Raw genomic sequence first — 18,596 nt, 5'->3', positions numbered from 1 at the left:
TTCTGTGCAATGGCGCTTTGCTTTAACCTATTGAAGTAGGCTATTGTAGCCTCAGTTATTATTTGTCACTAAGGTGTTGTATGTCTGGCGTTTTAAATTCGGTTGATCAGAGAACCAAACTAGTCGGTGAGAACCGTCTGGAACTCTTGTTATTCAGCTTAAATAGTCGTCAACTATTTGCGATTAACGTATTTAAAGTGAAAGAAGTCCTAAAAGTGCCATTGTTAACTCGCTTACCGGGCTCCCACCATCACATTACGGGTGTGGCTTCTTTACGTGGTGAATCAGTGCCTGTTATCGATTTACGTAGCGCGATTGGCTTCCCGCCGTCTCGTGATGAGACTCAAGAAAATAATTTGATCATCACAGAATACAATCGAACCGTACAAGGCTTCTTGGTTGGACAAGTTCGTAACATCGTGAATACGACGTGGACTGAAATTCAGCCGCCGCCAAAGACGACTGGGCGTGCTAACTACCTTACGGCTATCACGCACATTCAAGAAGAAGAGCAACACAAGATCGTTGAGATCATTGATGTTGAAAAGGTACTCGCTGAAATCATCGATTATGATGTTTCGATTTCTGACGGTGTCTTAGATGAGCAGCTTGCCAATGAAATGGTTGGACGTAACGTACTTATCGTTGATGACTCTTCAACCGCACGTAATCAGATCAAAGGTACCTTATCGCAATTGGGTTTGAACATTATTGAATGCTGCGATGGCCTACAAGCGCTTAACCTACTGAAGGGTTGGTGTGACGAAGGCAAAGACATTAATCAAGAAATACTACTGATGATCACCGATGCCGAAATGCCTGAAATGGACGGCTATAAACTGACCCATGAAGTACGTACTGACCCACGAATGCATGACTTGTTTATCACGCTAAATACTTCATTAAGCGGAAGTTTCAATGAAGCCATGGTTGAGAAAGTAGGGTGCAACCGCTTTATTTCTAAATTCCAACCGGATCTCTTGGTTGAAGTCACTCAAGAGCGAATGCGCCAGATTTTATAATTAATTCAGCTGTACGGTTTGTTTTGAGTGACCTTATAGAAAACGTTAGCTAATATTGAAGGCGCAATTTTTCTTAAAAAAAGCCGCTATTAAAGCGACTTCTTTTTATTGTTTATAATATCAACTACTTAGGTTGAGCGTCGATACATTGGCCATTAATATCTGTCACACTTGGGTTCATTAAGTGTAGATACAGCGGGATGATGTCGAGTGGCGTTTTTAGTTTGTTCGCATCTTCACCTGGGTACGCTTTTGCACGCATGCGTGTTTGAGTACCGCCTGGGTTAATCGCATTAACACGGATATCGGTACCTTCAAGCTCATCGGCTAAGATTTGCATCATGCCTTCTGTAGCAAACTTTGAAATCGCGTAAGTACCCCAGAACGCGCGGCCAGAGTGACCAACCGTTGAAGAGGTAAAGACAATACGACCCGCTTCCGCTTTCTTAATGACGGGCAGTAACGCTTGAGTCATTAGAAATTCAGCTTTAACGTTGATTTGCATGACGCTATCAAACGTTTCTTCATCGATTTGATCGAATGGACTTAACGTGCCAAGCACACCTGCGTTATGCAGTAGACCATCTAAACGACCGAACTGTGATTCGATGGTTTCAGCCATGTCGATGTAGTTCTGTTTTTTCGCGCCTTTTAAATCCAGTGGGATAATCGCAGGCTGCGGGTAACCAGCACTTTCGATTTCGTCGTAAATCAATTCAAGGTTTTTGACATTGCGGCCTAACAGAATGACAGTTGCACCATGTTGAGCGAAGCTTAGTGCGGCTTGGCGACCAATGCCAGCACCGGCACCTGTAACCAAAATTACTTTATCTTTGAGGGCATCTGTAGAGATTGGGTAATCCACTGTGCTTATCCTTCTTTCTTTTATTATGTTCGTCATTCCATTGATGTTTAATCACACAGATAACCGCAGGAATGATGAGAAATTCTTGGTAATCGTGACAAGATGGTTACAATACACTAATTCATACAATAGGGGATATGACATTGGAATTTTTGTTGGACTACGGCCTGTTTTTAGCCAAGATTGCGACCGTTGTAATCGCCATCATTGCAATTTTAGTGATAGCTAAATCTGTGGGTGGAAAATCAAGCGCAATTAAAGGTGAGCTGGAAATCACGAACCTATCTGAGCACCACAAACAAACGATTGAACAGCTAGAGCACCATTTGCATGATGATGCTTTCATCAAAGCACGTGATAAAGCAGAAAAGAAAGCGGAAAAAGAAAAAGTAAAATCACGTGGCAAAGAAGTGAAGAAAGCAGCGAAAGAGGGTGAGCTTGATAGCAAGCGTGAACCACACTTATTCGTTCTCGATTTTAATGGCAGCATTGATGCTAAAGAAGTGGCTTCTTTACGTGAAGAGGTAACGGCGGTTCTGGCTGTTGCTCGCGAAGGTGACGAAGTCTTGCTTAAACTGGAATCTGGCGGTGGCATGGTTCACGGCTATGGTTTGGCGTCTTCTCAACTTGATCGTATCAAAGTAGCTGGTCTGCCTCTGACTATCTCGGTAGACAAAGTCGCAGCAAGTGGCGGTTACATGATGGCATGTATCGCAGACAAAATCGTATCTGCACCTTTTGCTATTGTTGGTTCTATTGGTGTTATCGCTCAACTGCCAAACTTCAACAAACTGCTTAAAAAGTACGATATTGAATTCGAACAGCTAACGGCAGGTGAGTACAAACGCACGCTTACTATGTTTGGTGAGAACAGTGATAAAGCACGCGAGAAGTTTAAAGAAGAGCTAGAGGAAACTCATGGTTTGTTTAAAGACTTCATTCGTGACCATCGACCAGTGCTAGATCTTGAAAAAGTAGCAACAGGTGAGCACTGGTTTGGTACACAAGCGCATGAACTTGGGTTGGTGGATGAGATTAGCACTTCTGATGATTTAGTCGTAGCGGCATGCAAGGATAAGACGGTTCTAGCGATTCACTACGTACAGAAGAAAAAGCTGTCAGACAAGCTAGCTGGCGTGGCAGGTAAATCTGCGGACAGCGTGCTGATGAAACTGGTTGAACGCGGCCAAAAGCCGATTGCTTAAGCTTATTTAGTTTTATCTCTAGTATCTAGTTCTAGTGCCTATTGAAGGTGTTTGAGCCATAAAAAGAAAGCGCATAAGTCTGATGACTTATGCGCTTTTTATTGCTCCACTTCCGAGCGGGTTTAACCACTATGTTGTAGGGGGAGCGGAGTCTTATACCAATCACTTACTGTGATTAGCACTAAATCTTGGCTCCATAATCATTTCGTTTCGGACAGGTGGACAATATCTCTCTATGACCTGTGTCTTTTAGCTCTTCTAAAATCACATCAAAGCCCCATAAACGATAAAGGTGTTTTAATACTTCATCGTAGCCTTTATCTAGCGGGATACGGTCATGAGGCACATATTGCAGTGTCATTGAACGATCACCACGAACATCGACGTTAAACACCTGAATATTCGGCTCAAGATTGCTTAGGTTGTACTGCGCTGCGAGCTTTTCTCTAATCAGGTGATAACCTGGGTCATCGTGAATCGCACTGACTTCAATGGTATTTTTACGGTCGTCGTCGAGCACTGAGAACAGCTTAAAGTCACGAATGATCTTTGGAGAAAGGTATTGACTGATGAAGCTTTCATCTTTGAAGTTGTGCATCGCAAAGTGCACCGCCTCTAACCAATCACTTCCGGCTAACTCAGGGAACCACTCTTTATCTTCATCGGTGGGCTCTTCACAGATGCGTCGGATGTCTCTAAACATCGCAAAACCAAGTGCATAAGGATTTATCCCACTGAAATAAGGGCTGTTGTAGGCGGGTTGAGCAACCACACTGGTGTGACTGTGTAGGAACTCTAAGATGAACTTATCACTCACCAAGCCTTCGTCGTAAAGGTGGTTAAGAATGGTGTAATGCCAGAAGGTTGCCCAACCCTCATTCATTACTTGAGTTTGTTTCTGAGGATAGAAGTATTGGCTTACCTTGCGAACAATACGAACACACTCACGCTGCCAAGGTTCAAGCAGTGGGGCGTTCTTCTCAATAAAGTACAAAATGTTCTCTTGAGGCTCACTAGGGAAACGTATCTTAGTCTCTTCTTCCTTGCTTTTGTTTTGAGGAACGGTTCTCCAAAGCTCATTCACTTGAGATTGCAGATACGCTTCACGTTCTTCTTGTCTTGCGGTTTCTTCCGCAATGGAAATCTTCTCTGGACGTTTGTATCTGTCTACGCCGTAGTTCATGAGAGCATGACAAGAATCGAGAAGTTTCTCGACTTCAGCTACACCGTATTTTTCTTCGCAATCGGTAATGTATTTTTTCGCGAACAATAGGTAGTCAATAATCGAGCTTGCATCAGTCCAAGTTTGGAACAGGTAATTACCCTTAAAGAACGAGTTATGGCCGTAACAGGCGTGTGCCATTACTAACGCTTGCATGGTAACCGTGTTCTCTTCCATTAAGTAAGCAATACACGGATCTGAGTTGATCACGATTTCGTACGCTAAGCCCATTTGGCCGTGTTTGTAGTTTTGTTCTGTCTGGATAAATTTCTTACCAAAAGACCAGTGGCTGTAATTGATGGGCATACCAATACTGGAGTAAGCATCCATCATCTGTTCAGAGGTAATCACTTCAATCTGGTTCGGGTAAGTGTCTAAACGGTAATGCTGCGCCACACGCTTAATTTCTACGTGATATTGTTCTAAGAGGTTGAACGTCCAATCTGGGCCATCAGGTAGCATCTTGTCGTTTCTCTTTTGTGTCGCTTTGTCTTTTTCTGCAACGTTTGATTTCGCTGTCATGGCAAGCCCCTTACGCTGTCTCTTTCTGGAACAGTTCTCTAAACACAGGAAAAATATCATCCACCGTTTTAATGTTCTTCATGGCGAAGTTATCGAAGCTCGCTTCTAGCTTCTCGTACTCGTGCCAAAGCGTTTGGTGTGAACGGCGCGTGATTTCGATGTAAGAATAATATTGGCAAGTCGGTAATAGCGTATTGACCAGCAGTTCTTTACAGCGAGGGGAGTCATCAGCCCAGTTATCTCCATCAGAAGCTTGTGCAGCGTAGATATTCCACTCATTAGCAGGATAACGGTCTGCGACAATCTCTTTCATTAATTTCAGGGCGCTAGAAACGATGGTGCCACCAGTCTCTTGCGAATAGAAGAACTCATGTTCATCGACTTCTTTAGCCTGAGTATGGTGACGAATAAACACCACATCGACGTTTTCATAAGTGCGATTCAAGAACAGGTAGAGCAACACATAAAAGCGCTTAGCGATGTCTTTGGTTGCTTGGTCCATTGAACCCGACACATCCATTAAGCAGAACATTACTGCTTGGCTAGATGGGATAGGGCGCTTCTCATAGTTTTTGTAGCGTAAATCGAAGGTATCAATGAATGGCACGCTCTCAATACGTTTACGCAGTTCGGTGATCTCTTCTTTTAGACGTGTTTCTTCAAAAGGTTGTGCAGGCTCAGTCATTTTAACTTGGTCGAGCTGCTCCATCAGTACATTCAATTCACGCTTTCTACCCGCCGTCATCGCCGTTCTGCGAGCGAGGGATTGTTGTAGAGAGCGGACAATGGCGATGTTGGATGGAATCCCGGCACTTTGATAACCAGAGCGGTGTATCTTCCATTCGGTGATTTTATTGACCTGATTTTTTTCTAGGTTTGGGAGTGCCAGATCCTCAAAGAGAATGTCTAGGTACTCATCCTTTGATATTTGGAAGGTAAATTCGTCTTGGCCTTCACCATCAGGGCTTGCATCACCTTGACCTGAACCGCCACCTTGAGCACCACCTTTAGGGCGTTCGATTTTGTCGCCTGTGATGAACTGGTCATTACCTGGATGAACGCGTTCTCTTATGCCGCCTTGGCCTTGGTGAAAGCTAGGCTCTTTGATGTCTTTATGAGGAATAGTAACGTCTTCACCTGTTTCAGTATTGGTGATTGAGCGTCGGTTAACTGCATCGGCCACAGATTCTTTGATTTGCTCTTTATGGCGTCTTAAGAAGCGCTGTCTATTTACAGCACTCTTATTCTTGCCATTGAGCCTCCGATCGATAAATTGTGCCATAAGAACTCCCTCTCAGCTGATGTCACGATCCTACATTTTATTATGTACGAGCTGCTCACTTGAACAGCTCAATACAGTTTGGTTATGAGGATTTACGAACTCTTAGGTACCACTCGGATAGCAATCTAACTTGTTTCTCGGTATAGCCTTTTTCCATCATACGAGCAACGAAGTCGTCATGTTTTTTCTGATCATCCGTTGAGGTCTTAGCATTGAAAGAAATAACAGGAAGTAGCTCTTCTGTGTTGGAGAACATTTTCTTCTCAATCACAGTGCGCAGTTTCTCGTAGCTCGTCCAAACTGGGTTTTGACCGTTATTGTTCGCCTTGGCACGAAGCACAAAGTTCACAATCTCATTTCGGAAGTCTTTAGGGTTACTGATCCCAGCTGTTTTCTCGATTTTCTCTAGTTCACCATTCAGAGAAGCACGGTCAAATAGCTGTCCTGTTTCTGGATCGCGGTACTCTTGGTCTTGAATCCAGAAGTCAGCGTAGGTGACGTAACGGTCGAAGATATTCTGTCCGTATTCAGAGTAAGACTCTAGGTAAGCGGTCTGAATTTCTTTACCAATGAATTCTACGTAACGTGGTACTAAGTATCCTTTCAAGAACTCAAGGTACTTTTCAGCGGTTTCTTGAGGGAACTGTTCACGTTCGATTTGTTGTTCAATAACGTAGAACAAGTGAACCGGGTTTGCCGCCACTTCGGCTTGGTCGAAGTTGAACACGCGAGACAGAATCTTAAAGGCGAAACGTGTTGATAGCCCAGACATGCCTTCGTCAACGCCAGCATAATCTCGGTATTCTTGATAACTTTTCGCTTTTGGATCGGTGTCTTTAAGGGTTTCACCATCGTAAACACGCATTTTTGAGAACAGAGAAGAGTTTTCAGGTTCTTTCAGTCTCGAAAGAATGCTGAATTGCGATAGCAGAGCGAGCGTACTTGGTGAACATGGTGCATTGGAGAGTTCACTGTGCTCAAGCAATTTCTGGTATATCTTCACTTCTTCAGAGACGCGTAGACAGTAAGGGACTTTTACTATGTAGACACGGTCAAGGAAGGCTTCGTTGTTCTTGTTGTTACGGAAAGTTTGCCACTCTGACTCATTTGAGTGAGCCAAAATCATGCCGTCAAACGGCAACGCGGAAAGCCCTTCGGTACCGTTGAAGTTACCTTCTTGCGTGGCGGTGAGTAGTGGGTGCAAGACTTTGATTGGCGCCTTGAACATTTCCACAAACTCCATCACACCTTGGTTGGCTTTACATAGCGCACCTGAGTAGCTGTAGGCATCCGGATCATCTTGAGAGAAGTGCTCAAGTTTACGAATATCGACTTTACCTACAAGTGAAGAGATATCTTGGTTGTTTTCATCACCCGGCTCTGTCTTCGCGATCGCAACTTGGTCGAGAATCGAAGGACGCAGCTTGATGACTTTGAATTTAGAAATGTCACCACCGAAATCATGGAGACGTTTAGCAGCCCAAGGTGACATGATAGAGCGTATGTAACGCTTCTCTATGCCATACTCTTGTTTCAAAAGATCGCCATCTTCGTTTACGTCGAATAGACAGAAGGGGTGATCATTCACAGGGCTTCGCTCACCATCAGCAGACAACACATAGATTGGTAGCTTTTGCATCAGTGCTTTTAGCTTTTCTGCAAGAGAAGATTTACCACCGCCCACAGGGCCAAGTAGGTAAAGGATCTGCTTACGTTCTTCTAAGCCTTGTGCTGCGTGTTTTAGGTAAGAAACAATCTGTTCAATCGCATCTTCCATGCCATAGAAATCTTTAAATTCGCTGTAGCGCGATATGACACGGTTCGAGAAAATACGACTTAGATGGGGGTCTTGAGCGGTGTCTATAACCTCCGGTTCGCCGATGGCCAGTAATAAGCGCTCAGCAGCGTTAGCGTAAGCACTTTTATCGTCTTTACACAGCCCTAAGAACTCTTGCAATGTGAGCTCTTCTTCCTTGGCTGCTTCATAACGTGATTGATAGTGGTCAAAAATACTCATAGTCACATTCCCCTTGTTAACCAGTCAAAACTGACGAGCGATTGAAAATAGGCTCTCCCTACATTTTAAGGTTAGACCCGCTTCCACAATTTTGCTTAACAATTATGTATTTATTTACAATTTTTCATGAAAAAAATTTTGAGATAGCAATGAATAACTGGAGATAAATCGGATTGATATTTCTTGTATTAGAGGTTTGCTAGTTATTTTTGGTGATTTGGGGGGAATTTAGATTCTTGTGGTGAATTATTACTCGTTAAACCGATCGGTCATTGTTATTATTTTTGTTAATAGCAGTGTTGTACAATGTACCATCTTGTTAATCTTGCTCATTATTAGGAAAAAATGTGAAAAGTCATTGGCTAAAAGTCCTCACTATCGTTACTACAACATTGGGGACGACAGCTGCTCATGCGCAAATATCACAGTGGTCCTTAGGGGTTGCAGCCTCTTACTCTCCTGCCGTCTATAAAGATACGCCGTCAAATCGTGCGGTTATTCCAATGATAGGTTATGAAGGTGAGTACTTTTTTATGCGTGGGTTTAGTGCTGGTTATCGTTTATTACCAGCAGGCTCACCACAAAATGTTGTCTTACGAGCTGTTTATGATCCGAGAACCTTGAAGCCCAGTGATTCTGGCAACGTTGATATCCAGAACTTAGATGAGCGCAAAGCTTCAGTTTTAGGTGGAATAAGCTATCAGTTGATTACTCTCGTTGGAATGTTTGAAGCGACAGCTGGTTCAGACATTGGCTTTCAACACAATGGGCTTTATGCTGAGGCAGCATGGCGTCTACCTATTCGCCGTAATGGTTGGGCGATTACGCCTTCAATTGGTTACGCTTATAATGGTGAACGTTTAAATAATCACTTATACGGCGTGAGTTCAGCAGAAGCTGCAAGAACGAATCTAAACGAATTTGAGGCTGGTTGGGATGGCCAGTACTTTATTAGTCTAGGTGGTTATCTACATGTAACGCCGAGTATTCGACTTACGGGGGGCGTTCGTTACACTAACCTAGAGGGCGATATCGAGAACAGTCCAATACTTGAAAGTGGCATCAACATGGCCGCGAACGTTGGTGTGGCTTACGTTTTCTAGTTACTTTGGTTTCTCTCTCTAAATGCGGACATTAAAAAAGGGTTACTCATGATGAGTAACCCTTTTTTGAAACTTTTTAAAAGTTAGAGCTGATCAATAAATGTATTAAGCATTAAGCATTAAGCATTAAAGATTTGAGATAGCTCTGTCGCACATAGGTGATACTGACGAGGGCAGTTACGCCATGTTGTTAGCATGCGACGGTACTTCTCTAGCATTGGCATTTGGCTATTGAAGTGGTGATCTGCTTTGTCGAATTGAGGGTAAAGACCTTCAGAATCAACAAGGAAACGCACGTAATGTACGCTCTGAGCTTCAGAAGCGATATCAAAACCTAGGAACTGTAGGCGACGTTGGTCTACTTCAACACGTTCTTGTTCTGCAAGCATTTTGTTCGACTCTTGCATGGCATGGTACATCTCCATGATGTCGATAACTTCGCGACATTCGGCTTCAGTCAAACAGCCAAATTCTTTGTTAAGTTCACGAGTTTGAAGTTCGTAACCACGTTCTACAACCGTTTGTAGACGTTGGTATTTAGCGGAGTTCTCAGGATCCATTTGAGACATTAGGTAGTATTGATTTGATAGAATTAGACGCTGAGCACTGGTCATTTTCATGGGAGGAGCCTCACTAAAAAACTAAATGTTATATTCTTTTGTTGCAGTAAGAGTAACAGCATTCTTACGAGTGGAAACATGATCTCAACACGGGTTTAATATGATTTTTTGAATGGATAAACAAAAGTTGTAAAGAAAAGTGAAAGGATATTTGGGTCATAAAAGAAAACGCCCCATAGAAATTGAGGCGTTTGAAAAGGGGGGTTAACGTCGTCAGTATTGGTACTTTAGCCAGTACTAGTACTTTACGTTTGAATGGTACTGGTTTAGAACAGCAACAATCTCGTCCATTTTCTCTTTGCTTGGCGGGTTTGTACCTTCAAGAGGGTAGTCGTAACCCAGAGCTTCCCATTTATGAGCACCAAGCTTGTGGTATGGAAGCAGTTCTACTTTCTCGATGTTATCCATGTCTTTGATGAATTCACCAAGAAGATGAGCATCTTCAGGCGTATCCGTGTAGCCAGGAACAACCACATAACGAATCCAAGTCTTCTTACCTATTTTGTGTAGGTAGCGTGCAAAATCTAGGGTACGTCGGTTCGATACACCAATGAAATCGTGGTGAATCTCATCTCGCATGTGCTTTAGATCAAGCATCACGAGATCAGAGGCTTCTAGTACTTCATCAATCACTTCTGTGTGCTTACGAATGTAGCCATTAGTATCAAGACAAGTGTGAATGCCTTCAGCTTGAGCAGCGCGGAAAAAGTCACGAACAAACTCAGGTTGTAGCATCGCTTCGCCACCAGAACAGGTGATACCACCACCAGAGGCTTTCATGAAATGACGGTATGATTTAGCTTCGTTGATGATTTCTTCGACCGTGACTTCCTTTCCGTCATGAAGATCCCATGTATCGCGATTATGGCAGTACATACAACGCATTAAGCAGCCTTGAAGAAACACGATGAAGCGGATACCAGGTCCATCGACAGTACCACAAGATTCGTATGAATGAATGCGACCAGTTGTAGGCATGAGGAATTCTCGTATTGTGTGGAGGTGCTGTTATTTTATTATAAAAAGTAGGGGTAAAATAGAGGAGGTACAAGATAAGTTCTTATCGGAGGAGGAGATGTAAGGTTTATGTTGCACTCCCATTTCATTTTGTGGCTTATTTTTCTATACGAATGATCTATTGTGTGAAATGGAGACACTGTGACGAAATGCCATAATTAGCAATTGTGAAGAGCGATGCATTAATTGACACTAATATCATTAATATGGGTGTTGTGATAAATATCGAGGACGTCATCATGATTCTACCTGCCACCTCTCAAAAAAATAAGATAACTTTGCTATTAGTGATATTCACTTTAGGTTTTGCCTTACTTGGTGCTTATACAGGCAATCAACTTTCTTCACTAACGCAACAATATGACTTAAGTAATAATGTTGCTGCAGGGGCGTCTAAAGTTGTTGGAACTGAAGTTAGACTATTACTCTTGCTGGGATGTTGGATGATTTAGAACGCAGTCAAATCAATCAGGTGAACTATGATATCTCAATTATTTCGAATAATGTCGAGGAAAATAATGCTCTTCTAGCTGAAGTTGGCTTGAAGAGTCAGGCAGATCATCTCTCAGCTGTAGTTAAGGGATTTGAGCTGTCGGTTCAGCCTTGGTTGGTAGCGAGGTCTGAGCTTGGTTTCAATGCCGATGATGGCATTCTTGGCAGGTTGAAAGTGCTAGCAGCAACTATCGAATCCAAGATTTTAGATACCGGAATGGTAACTTTAAATTCTGACTTTCAAGCCATGATAAAAGCTCAGCAAAATTATCTACTCTCACCCTCAGAGAAAAGCCTTAAGTCGTTTAATTATGCAATGACTGGGTTCGAGAATATGTCTAACTCGTACGCAATGCTTGATTTGTATCAGACAGAAGTCGGACAGTTTAAAAAAACCTTTAAACGAGTAAGCGAACTTTCTCAAGAGCTAGGTAGACTTGAGCAAAAACTAGCGCAAAGTGAAGCCTCAGCGATTATGGTTGTGAAAGACATTGATAGTCGCTTAAAAGCTATTAGCAAGCAATATTATTTGACGGCGCAAGTAGCTGCCGATAAAACTAAGTGGTCAGTACTTACTGCATGTGGTGTACTTGCGCTTATCACTATTGCTAGTTTTGTTATTTTGAGCGCGTCAGCCTCTAAAGCGATAGCCGCTATTACAAATATTTTAAATAGTATCGCTGATGGTGATTTATCTAAACGTATGGAAATTACTAGCAACCCAAATGATGAATTTAATCAACTGGCGACTTTAATCAATCAAAGCTGTATCAATTTAGGCCATTTGGTGGAAGGTGTGCAAGTAAGCAGTGAAGCTTTATCGGATGATGCAGGCAAACTTGATACGAATTTAGATTCACTCATTGTCAACCAGTCTGAAGTATTAGAACAAACACAGTTACTCGCATCAGCTACAGAAGAAGTAAGTGTTACAACGAAAGAAGTTTCAAATTCACTAGAGTTTGTCGCCGATATTAGCCGATCATCAAACCAAGCTGCTGAAGAGGGAGGAGCTATTATTACACAAGCAATAGGAACGCTTGAAGAGGTTTCGACTATTCTAAATTCTGCAGCCGGTCATATTCAACAGTTGGAACAGGCTTCAACCAAGGTTGATTCAGTCATGGATATAATTAACGGTATAGCAGAACAAACAAATTTATTAGCGTTGAATGCAGCGATTGAAGCAGCCCGTGCAGGAGATCAAGGGAGAGGTTTTGCGGTCGTGGCCGATGAAGTAAGGAGTCTAGCTGTAAGGACAGTAAATGCGGTTGGTGAAATCTCAGGTACTATTGAAACCATGAAGAAAGAGAGTTCGAAAGTAATACAGTACATTGTTCATTCAAGTGATTCCATACAAGCTGGGCAGAAAAAAGGTATGGAAGCGATGCACGCTTTGGAGCGTATTACTGAGAAATCGGATGAAGTAAGCCATCAAACAGAGATAATATTCGCATCGATAAAGGAATTGGCAACAACCAGTCAATCAATGGCAGACAGTATGGTGCAAATTTCTACCTCAATGAAAGAATTAGAAGAGAGCACCAGCATTATTAGAGATACGAGTCAAGCAGTTGACCAGAGTTCGACAAAGTTAAATAGTGACTGTCAGCTTTTTGATGTGTAGTGATAAAAACAGTAGGAATTCGTTTGAGCTTTCTATTTAGAAAAAAGCAAACAGGGATATGCCTCCTGTACTATAAATGTCGCTGGTCGCCTCTTTGTAATCCGGAGTTTTTGCGGTTAGCGCGAAGGATGCACCAACGTATTGGTTGTACCAAGCCAAACCTATTACAGCTGTCGCCTGAAGATTCTCTAGAGTCACGTCATAGATAGCTGGATCTTCATTGTTTTTATTCGCGTATTCATCAATACCAGAGCGATCACCTTCAATAGTCAAGTCGTTGAAACGGTAACGACCTTCGAGGCCTGCATAAGTAAACCAACCGCTGTTCGATGCACCTATCATACCTGACTTAAATGGATTCTCGCTCGTGATGTTAGCTGCACCAAAGTTACCACCTAGGTCAGTACCCCAACGGAACATAAAGCCCGTTGAAATATCACTTCTAAAGTTACCCACGTTAATTTCTGAAACGTTAGATATCTCGAAGTCGGTATTCGCCAATGCCTGATTACGCATTAGGTTTAAATGACTAAGGTAACCAACGCTGCCTGCCCACTCATCATCAACTTGATATTCCCAACCCAGAGGCTCATCTGATTTAGTAATCGAGTGAACCAGTTTTTGAGCATCTTCGGAAAGCGCACGTTCACCCGTCGTACCAAACGTGATGTTAAAACGCTGCGCTTGTTGCGGGTTCAAGCTGATGTAATTGAATTCTGTATGTAAGTAGCCTGCGTATGGTCGGTCATTCGCAAGCGGTTTTTCCACTTCAATGTCAGAAGGGGTATACATTTTGTGGCCAAGGGTGATTTCCCATTTATCTAAAGAGCTTGGGCCCCAGTAAGAAAGACTTAATGGTTTTACCCAATCGTATGGGGTAATGCTTGACGATGTGTAACCCAGAAATAACCCATTAGTATAGTCTTGGTCGACACCAAAAATTCCATCGTTTTCTAGTGCGAATGTGACCGTAGAACGCTCGGACGCCAAAGATGAAAAAGAGAGAAGGATTAGGGGTAAACAACGGAGGTATTTCATGGAGCAGTTACTCTTAAATTATGAGCCAAGATAGTACCGCAATTAGAGTTTAGGTGTGAAAAAAAAGTGAATAGATGACGGTTTTTTTGCTCAATCTGACATTTAGTATAGTGAAGACGAAATAATAAATTTATAGGTGATATAAAAAGCCCCGCACATTGGCGGGGCTGATATCATTTCACTTGCCTATTTAGCGTGAGCTTATAGAGATTCAGTAAATGTACGTGCGATTACGTCAGCTTGTTGCTCTGCAGTTAGAGAGTTAAAGCGAACAGCGTAACCAGATACACGGATTGTCAGCTGAGGGTATTTCTCAGGGTGCTTAACTGCGTCTTCAAGAGTTTCGCGGTTAAGAACGTTAACATTAAGGTGTTGACCACCTTCAATGCCAGCTTCGTGGTGGAAGTAACCATCCATTAGACCTGCAAGGTTAGCACGTTGGCTGTCTTGTTCTTTACCTAGTGCGTTTGGCACGATAGAGAACGTGTAAGAGATACCATCTTGTGCGTCAGCAAACGGTAGTTTACCTACAGACGTTAGTGAAGCTACAGCGCCTTTCTCATCACGACCGTGCATTGGGTTAGCACCAGGAGCGAAAGGAGCGCCAGCACGACGACCGTCTGGAGTGTTACCTGTTTTCTTACCGTAAACCACGTTAGACGTAATAGTAAGAACTGACTGTGTAGGGATTGAATCACGGTAAGTCTTAAGCTTACGGATCTTGTTCATGAACGTAGAAACTAGTTCACAAGCAATGTCATCTACACGAGAGTCGTTGTTACCGTATTTAGGGTAATCGCCTTCGATTTCGAAGTCAGTTGCGATGCCATCTTCGTCGCGGATTGGTTTAACAGTCGCGAATTTGATTGCAGACAGTGAGTCAGCTGCAACAGATAGACCAGCAATACCACAAGCCATAGTACGACGAACGTCACGGTCATGAAGAGCCATTAGAGACGCTTCGTAGCTGTACTTGTCGTGCATGTAGTGAATGCTGTTTAGTGCAGTCACGTATTGCTTAGCTAACCAGTCCATGAAGTGATCTAGACGATCCATTACTTTATCGTAATCAAGAACTGCGTCAGTCATTGGCGCTTCTTTAGGACCAACTTGCATCTTAAGTTTTTCGTCCACACCGCCGTTGATTGCGTAAAGCATTGTTTTCGCAAGGTTAGCACGAGCTCCGAAGAACTGCATTTGCTTACCAACGATCATTGGAGATACACAACAAGCGATAGCGTAATCATCAGAACCAAGGTCAGGACGCATTAGGTCATCATTTTCGTACTGGATAGAAGAAGTATCGATAGATACCTTCGCACAGAAACGTTTGAAGCCGTCAGGTAGTTGCTCAGACCAAAGAACAGTGATGTTTGGCTCTGGAGAAGGACCCATAGTGTATAGAGAGTTTAGGAAACGGAAGTTTGAACGCGTTACTAGCGTACGACCGTCGATACCCATACCACCCATAGACTCTGTTGCCCAGATTGGGTCGCCAGAGAATAGCTCATCGTACTCAGGAGTACGTAGGAAACGAACCATACGCAGCTTCATTACGAAGTGGTCGATCATTTCTTGTGCTTGGTCTTCTGTGATTTTGCCAGCAGCGATATCACGTTCGATGTAGATGTCTAGGAAAGTCGAAGTACGACCTAGAGACATAGCAGCACCGTTTTGAGATTTAACAGCAGCTAGGTAGCCGAAGTAAGTCCACTGGATAGCTTCTTGAGCAGTTTGAGCTGGCTCAGAGATATCGAAACCGTATTTCTCTGCCATTTGCTTGATTTGACCTAGAGCACGATGTTGCTCAGAGATCTCTTCACGCAATTGCATTGTTGCAGCAAGATCTTCGCCATTCTCGAAACGCTCTTGTAGAGAAGCGAATTGAGCAGCTTTATCCTTCATGAGGAAATCAATACCGTAAAGTGCAACACGACGGTAGTCACCAATGATACGACCACGGCCGTAAGCATCAGGAAGACCAGTCAGAACACCAGATTTACGACATTTTAAGATATCAGGAGTGTAGATATCGAAAACACCAGCATTGTGTGTTTTACGGTATTCTGAGTAGATTTTTGAAACCATTGGGTCAAGAGTTTCACCGTATGCTTTACAAGAACCTTCAACCATACGTACACCACCGTTAGGGATGATTGCACGTTTTAGTGGCTTCTCAGTTTGTAGACCAACGATAGTCTCAAGATCTTTCTCAATGTAACCTGCATCGTGAGCAGTAATGGTAGAGATAACAGAAGTATCGAAATCTACAGGTGCTTTAGTTGCGTTTTCCTGTTTGATACCTTCCATTACCGAAGACCAAAGCTTGTTAGTTGCTTCAGTACCCTCAGAAACTAGGAAAGACTCGTCGCCTTCATACGGCGTGTAGTTCTTTTGAATGAAATCACGAACGTTTACTTCGCTTTGCCACTCACCTGCAGCAAAATCTTCCCAAGCTTTAGCAAATTGCTCTGCCATGACATACCTACCTTTTTAGTAGAAAAAATACGTACATTAACACTGTTGAGCCAGCGCCCCTCGAAAGGGTAGTACACTCTTATTAATAACAATATATATGAGCATATTAGATTCATATGGTTATATATATTGTCACTACATTTTATATGTTGTCTTTACTCTATGTATTCAAGACTACGCTAAAAAATTCCTGCAAACCTTAAACTAAATCAATAAATGCCAAAAAAAGTTGAAAAAATTTGAGTGACAGGGGTTGCCACCCAAACTTTTTTTTAATCCCAATACTACTTTTGTGTAGTAAGAACCACTATAGCCAAGCTTTTAGGCCATATTGACTTTCTAGCATACCAACGGCAAGCATTGCTATTAGACAGATAACTAAAACGCCAACTGGGATAACAATCTTGTCTACAAATGATAGACGTTTCGCACGTTCTTTATCACCAATTAGACCGTTGTTATCAAGAAGCATTGTCAGTGCCCATGCTAGTACTGGGTTAACAACCGCTGAGCCGAAGATACAGATACCAGCTGCTTGAGAATCTTTTGAATCCTTAACCATTTGCATACCCGCTTCCAGCAGAGGCAGAGATACACCTACAAGTAGCGCTACACGCATCACTGGTGGCCATACTGCAACGTCCATTGGGAAACCAAGAATCGCAACAATAATACATAGAGAACCAAGCAAGATTGCGCCGCCAGGAATTGGACGTTTCGCGATTGCAGCTGGGATCATGTAAGTACCCCAAGAAGATGTGATGTTACCACCACCAACAGCAGTACCCACCATTTGGCGAACTGAACACATAGTCATTGTGTCATCTACGTCCATCAATACTTTTTCAGATTTCTTAGGGTAGTTAAGTTCTTGGAAGATACGGTGACCTAGGAAGTCAGGAGACCACATAGCTACTGCAAGAATTGCAAATGGTAGAGATGCAATGAAGTGTTCAACGTTTGGCAAGCCAAGCATCCAACCTTCAGAAGTAGAACCCCACCAGTAAACTGGATTTAGGTTTGGAATACCCATTTCAGTTTCGAATACGATATCGAAACCAGCACCTAGCGATAAAGCAATAGCAAGGCCAGTGAATGCACAAACTGGAATAGCTAACCAACGCTTGTTCACTTTTGCTAAGAAAGCGTAGATAGCAATAGTAATAGCAAGAACGATTAAACCAACGTAGCCCATGCTGCCCGCTTCTACAGTAGAAGATTGAAGACCAACCGCCCATGCTTGAATCGAGTTAATTTGGCTCATGGTGCCCGTTAGGCCTAAGAAAATGAGCAAGCCACCAGCGGTACCTTCCGAAGTAAGGTTAACCAGCTTGGAACCGCCTTTTAGGAAACTTAGGATTAGACCGAAGACACCAATAAGAATTGCCAATGCAAGAGGGTGAGCACCAGCTAAAGCGATGGTACCAATAAGAGGAATCATTGGGCCGTGGTTACCGGCAAGGTTTGCTTTAGGGTTAAAGAAACCAGAAGCAAGGATACAGAACAGCAGTGCAGGGATAAGCATTTCTACACGAGCGACTTCAATCGCAAACTCTTTGCCAAGGTTTACGTGATCCCAAGCTTGAGTAAGGCCATCAGCCCAAGACATCATTACTGCTGAGTACATCGCGATAATACCAATGGTACCAGCAATTGCAGGAACAAGGTCTTCAAGTTCGAAGCGGAAATCACGACCAGGAAGGTTTAAACCGAAGCGGCGAGGCTTCATGATTTGAAGCTCATGATCTAGATAATCTGAGCGGCTCTCAAATTCAGAAGCTGGGCGGTGTAGTTCTCTATAGCTTTTCTCTTCTACTTCAGAGTTCGCATTATTCACAACGTCTGACATAGATTCCTCATATTTTTATGTTAGTCATTCTAAAATTGAATTCTATAAGTTCGCGTAATTGCGTAATTTCTTAGTTATAACTTATTAACATTATGTTGCACGGTCTTGATGTGCTTTATGCAGCTAAGTTAAAAGAAATGTTTGGCATTTTTAATGCCTTATTCTTTGCTGAGGAGTCTAACAAGCTTACACTTTAGGGTGATTGATCTTGATCACTTTATGAGTGTATGTGAAAGA

At 42.8% G+C, this 18,596-nt stretch carries 12 protein-coding genes and 1 pseudogene; 4 read left to right on the top strand and 9 right to left on the bottom strand.

The window, feature by feature from the left end:
* Positions 1-80 precede the first annotated feature (80 nt).
* Complete coding sequence (locus tag ACMAZD_RS11915; protein ID WP_435247381.1) at positions 81-1,022, top strand: chemotaxis protein CheV; 942 nt, start codon at positions 81-83, stop codon at positions 1,020-1,022.
* A gap of 124 nt (positions 1,023-1,146) precedes the next feature.
* On the opposite strand, the gene ACMAZD_RS11910 is transcribed toward ACMAZD_RS11915, so the two are convergent.
* On the bottom strand, positions 1,147-1,887 hold the full coding sequence (locus ACMAZD_RS11910; protein WP_435247380.1) for a YciK family oxidoreductase: 741 nt from the start codon (positions 1,885-1,887) through the stop codon (positions 1,147-1,149).
* A gap of 137 nt (positions 1,888-2,024) precedes the next feature.
* Here ACMAZD_RS11910 and sohB point away from each other — a divergent pair, with 137 nt between their 5' ends.
* Positions 2,025-3,092 carry a protease SohB gene (sohB, locus tag ACMAZD_RS11905; protein WP_435247379.1) on the top strand — a complete coding sequence of 356 codons (1,068 nt, stop codon included), beginning with the start codon at positions 2,025-2,027 and terminating at the stop codon, positions 3,090-3,092.
* 181 nt (positions 3,093-3,273) lie between these two features.
* On the opposite strand, the gene ACMAZD_RS11900 is transcribed toward sohB, so the two are convergent.
* The 3 genes from ACMAZD_RS11900 to ACMAZD_RS11890 all read right to left on the bottom strand — a co-directional run bounded on the left by ACMAZD_RS11900 (position 3,274) and on the right by ACMAZD_RS11890 (position 8,135).
* Positions 3,274-4,836: a SpoVR family protein gene (locus tag ACMAZD_RS11900; RefSeq protein ID WP_435247378.1), complete on the bottom strand. Its 1,563-nt coding sequence runs from the start codon at positions 4,834-4,836 to the stop codon at positions 3,274-3,276.
* Between the two features lie 10 nt (positions 4,837-4,846).
* Positions 4,847-6,118 carry a YeaH/YhbH family protein gene (locus tag ACMAZD_RS11895; protein ID WP_102350301.1) on the bottom strand — a complete coding sequence of 424 codons (1,272 nt, stop codon included), beginning with the start codon at positions 6,116-6,118 and terminating at the stop codon, positions 4,847-4,849.
* Between the two features lie 82 nt (positions 6,119-6,200).
* Positions 6,201-8,135 carry a PrkA family serine protein kinase gene (locus ACMAZD_RS11890; RefSeq protein ID WP_029223565.1) on the bottom strand — a complete coding sequence of 645 codons (1,935 nt, stop codon included), beginning with the start codon at positions 8,133-8,135 and terminating at the stop codon, positions 6,201-6,203.
* 347 nt (positions 8,136-8,482) lie between these two features.
* On the opposite strand from ACMAZD_RS11890, the gene ACMAZD_RS11885 reads away from it, so the two are divergent.
* Positions 8,483-9,238 (top strand): MipA/OmpV family protein, encoded by a 756-nt coding sequence (locus tag ACMAZD_RS11885; RefSeq protein ID WP_017107262.1) that lies wholly within the window; start codon positions 8,483-8,485, stop codon positions 9,236-9,238.
* 119 nt (positions 9,239-9,357) lie between these two features.
* Here ACMAZD_RS11885 and ACMAZD_RS11880 read toward each other — a convergent pair whose 3' ends face one another.
* Positions 9,358-9,858 (bottom strand): YfbU family protein, encoded by a 501-nt coding sequence (locus tag ACMAZD_RS11880; RefSeq protein WP_435247377.1) that lies wholly within the window; start codon positions 9,856-9,858, stop codon positions 9,358-9,360.
* A 237-nt stretch (positions 9,859-10,095) separates the two neighbouring features.
* Entirely contained in the window at positions 10,096-10,836 is a 741-nt protein-coding gene (gene pflA / locus ACMAZD_RS11875) for a pyruvate formate lyase 1-activating protein (RefSeq protein WP_435247376.1), read from the bottom strand.
* Between the two features lie 278 nt (positions 10,837-11,114).
* On the opposite strand from pflA, the pseudogene ACMAZD_RS11870 reads away from it, so the two are divergent.
* Positions 11,115-12,994, top strand: a pseudogene (locus tag ACMAZD_RS11870) (methyl-accepting chemotaxis protein).
* A 36-nt stretch (positions 12,995-13,030) separates the two neighbouring features.
* On the opposite strand, the gene ACMAZD_RS11865 reads toward ACMAZD_RS11870, so the two are convergent.
* From ACMAZD_RS11865 to ACMAZD_RS11855, 3 genes are all read right to left on the bottom strand, one after another.
* Positions 13,031-14,032 carry a lipid A deacylase LpxR family protein gene (locus ACMAZD_RS11865; RefSeq protein WP_435247375.1) on the bottom strand — a complete coding sequence of 334 codons (1,002 nt, stop codon included), beginning with the start codon at positions 14,030-14,032 and terminating at the stop codon, positions 13,031-13,033.
* A gap of 201 nt (positions 14,033-14,233) precedes the next feature.
* Positions 14,234-16,510 carry a formate C-acetyltransferase gene (gene pflB / locus ACMAZD_RS11860; protein ID WP_086713721.1) on the bottom strand — a complete coding sequence of 759 codons (2,277 nt, stop codon included), beginning with the start codon at positions 16,508-16,510 and terminating at the stop codon, positions 14,234-14,236.
* A gap of 307 nt (positions 16,511-16,817) precedes the next feature.
* Positions 16,818-18,359 (bottom strand): DUF3360 family protein, encoded by a 1,542-nt coding sequence (locus tag ACMAZD_RS11855; protein ID WP_435247374.1) that lies wholly within the window; start codon positions 18,357-18,359, stop codon positions 16,818-16,820.
* Positions 18,360-18,596 lie beyond the last annotated feature (237 nt).

Origin of the sequence: Vibrio sp. nBUS_14 (assembly GCF_051201655.1) — a bacterium.
In the GTDB taxonomy this organism is placed as follows: domain Bacteria; phylum Pseudomonadota; class Gammaproteobacteria; order Enterobacterales; family Vibrionaceae; genus Vibrio.
This window is presented reverse-complemented; position numbering and strand designations above follow the sequence as displayed.

Bases quoted from the DNA above. Each gene is read 5' to 3' on its own strand.
- pflA (WP_435247376.1), bottom strand. From the start codon at position 10,836: ATGCCTACAACTGGTCGCATTCATTCATACGAATCTTGTGGTACTGTC.
- ACMAZD_RS11895 (WP_102350301.1), bottom strand. From the start codon at position 6,118: ATGGCACAATTTATCGATCGGAGGCTCAATGGCAAGAATAAGAGTGCT.
- sohB (WP_435247379.1), top strand. From the start codon at position 2,025: ATGACATTGGAATTTTTGTTGGACTACGGCCTGTTTTTAGCCAAGATT.
- ACMAZD_RS11900 (WP_435247378.1), bottom strand. From the start codon at position 4,836: ATGACAGCGAAATCAAACGTTGCAGAAAAAGACAAAGCGACACAAAAG.
- ACMAZD_RS11865 (WP_435247375.1), bottom strand. From the start codon at position 14,032: ATGAAATACCTCCGTTGTTTACCCCTAATCCTTCTCTCTTTTTCATCT.
- ACMAZD_RS11915 (WP_435247381.1), top strand. From the start codon at position 81: ATGTCTGGCGTTTTAAATTCGGTTGATCAGAGAACCAAACTAGTCGGT.
- ACMAZD_RS11890 (WP_029223565.1), bottom strand. From the start codon at position 8,135: ATGAGTATTTTTGACCACTATCAATCACGTTATGAAGCAGCCAAGGAA.
- ACMAZD_RS11855 (WP_435247374.1), bottom strand. From the start codon at position 18,359: ATGTCAGACGTTGTGAATAATGCGAACTCTGAAGTAGAAGAGAAAAGC.
- pflB (WP_086713721.1), bottom strand. From the start codon at position 16,510: ATGGCAGAGCAATTTGCTAAAGCTTGGGAAGATTTTGCTGCAGGTGAG.
- ACMAZD_RS11880 (WP_435247377.1), bottom strand. From the start codon at position 9,858: ATGAAAATGACCAGTGCTCAGCGTCTAATTCTATCAAATCAATACTAC.